Raw genomic sequence first — 2,125 nt, forward strand, 5'->3', positions numbered from 1 at the left:
GCGATGGTCTCGTGCACGCCTTCCTGAGCTCGCAAGGCTTCTTCAACGGGCTGGCCGGCGCGCACTGGAATCGCCTGGCCGGGGAGCGGTTCGAATAGGCCATCATTGCGCGCGCGGCAACATAATCCCGATGGTCGCGCCGATCTCAGCAGGCGATTTCCTCGACGGGGCGGACGAGCTGCGGGCCAAGGTGCAGATAGCGCGTCGCCCGGCGCTTGGCGGCGATATCGGCCCAGACGCGTTCGACCTCGACCGTAGTCAGCTTCGCGGCGGTGCCGACCTCCACCGCTGAAAGGCCGTTATTCAGGCCGAAGAGGCAAATATCCATGCGGTCATAGGGCAGGGAGAAGTAGAACTCTTCCTGCGTCTGCTCGAGGGAATAGGTGTCGGTCGTCGGCGCCCTGCGGCAGATTTCCTCGGGAATGCCGAGATGGGCGGCAAGCGCATAGACCTGGCTCTTGTAGAGATGGGCGATCGGTTTGACGTCAGCCGCGCCGTCGCCATTCTTCACGAAGAAGCCTTGGTCGTATTCGAGCCGGTTCGGCGTGCCGAGCACGGCGAAATTCAGCCGGTCGGCGTGATAGTACTCGATCTGTTTGCGCGTGCGCTGCTTCATGTTGGTGGCGGCGACGATGCCGAGATAGACCGCCGGTGACATGCGTAGCTTCGTCTGCCGGCCTTCGGGGTCCTGCACCACCAGCGAGGAGATGTTGTAGCCCTCGCCGGCGAGCGAATTGGCGATGACGATCTTTGAGGCCCAGCCCGGCCCGTATTCCGGCACCAGCTCGCGGATGAAGGCATCCCGCCGCTCATAACAACCCATCGCGTGCAGCGTCGGGCCGATATCCTCCACGATCGCTTCGACGCCGAAGGTTTCGGCGGCCAGCCGGCCGAGGCGGAGGCTGTCGGGATCGGAGTCGCTTTCCGGCATGAACAGGCAGAAGACGTTCTTCGCGCCGACGGCGCGGGCGGCGAGCGCGACCGAGACGCTGGAATCGATGCCGCCAGAGAGGCCGAGCACGAGCCCGCGCTTGCGCATGCCGCGTAGCTGCTCGCGCAACCCGGCGACGATGCGATCGGTTTCCGCAGCGTTGTCGAGCGTCAGCGCGTCGGCCGAGAAGGCGGGACGGCTCGGGGCGAGGGAGTGGTTCATTCTGCAGTCCCCAACGTTTCGGCCGCCAGTCTTCGGCTGACCTTTCCGGTATCGGTTTTCGGCAACTCGCGGCGGAACTCGATGAGCTTCGGCACCATGAAATCCTCAAGATGAACGGCGCAGTAGCGAATGATGTCCCGTTCGCTCAGGGTCTCGTCCGAGAGAACGACGAGGGCGGCAATGGCGTGGCCGAGCACCGGATCCGACACGCCGGTCACCACGGCTTCCACGATGCCGGGATGGGCGTGCAGCACAGTTTCGACTTCCTTCGGGGCGACCTTTTCGCCGCGCGTCTTGATGATGTCGTCCTTACGGCCAACGAAATAGAGGAAGCCGTCCTCGTCCGTCCGGAACAGGTCGCCGGTGTGGAGCCGCTTTTCCCAGGGATGCGGCCCGGGACGCAGCATCTGCTCCGTGGCCACGTCGTTGCGCCAATAGCCCTGCATGACATGCGGGCCGCGAATGACCAACTCGCCCGCCACGCCCGGTGGCACGCGGTTGCCTTCATCGTCGACGACGATCGCTTCTGTGTTGGGAATAGCGATGCCGACGGAACCCGGCCGGCGGTCCAACTCCTCCGGGGGCAGGTAGGTGCAGCGCTTGCACTCCGTCAGACCGTACATGGAATAGAGCCGCACGCCGGGGAACAGCTCGCGCAGCCGGGCGATATGCACCGGCGGCAGGGCGGCGGCGGTGTTCGAGATATAGCGCAGGCTCGGCAGGAAACCCGGCGCCAAATCGCGCATCTGCAGGATCAGCGCCGCCATCGTGGGCACCAGCGGGAAACCGGTGACCTTCTCGGCGCGCATGCGCTCGAAAATGGCCTGCGGAAAGGCGAAGGATTTTTCGAGGACGAGGGTCGCACCGAGCTTCATCGCCATCAGCAACTGATAGAGGCCGTAGTCGAAAGCCAGGGGCAGGACATTGAGGATGATGTCGTCAGGGGTGTTGCGCAGATAGGTTGTGATGGAT

The 2,125-nt window shown here is 64.3% G+C and carries 2 protein-coding genes; both read right to left on the bottom strand.

Translation table 11 applies throughout. The features are described from left to right. Positions 1-145: 145 nt before the first annotated feature. The gene (gene nadE, locus EN750_RS31210) at positions 146-1,153 is read right to left on the bottom strand and encodes an NAD(+) synthase (protein WP_127399009.1); all 1,008 of its coding nucleotides are present in this window, start codon (positions 1,151-1,153) and stop codon (positions 146-148) included. Next, on the bottom strand, positions 1,150-2,125 hold a 976-nt coding region (locus EN750_RS31215; RefSeq protein ID WP_145968089.1), incomplete at its 5' end, for an AMP-binding protein. The genes EN750_RS31215 and nadE, both read right to left, overlap by 4 nt.

The sequence above is a fragment of the Mesorhizobium sp. M7A.F.Ca.ET.027.03.2.1 genome (assembly GCF_003999175.1).
GTDB lineage: Bacteria > Pseudomonadota > Alphaproteobacteria > Rhizobiales > Rhizobiaceae > Mesorhizobium.

Excerpts from the sequence above, each read along its gene's own strand:
- nadE (WP_127399009.1), bottom strand. The coding sequence starts at position 1,153 with ATGAACCACTCCCTCGCCCCGAGCCGTCCCGCCTTCTCGGCCGACGCG.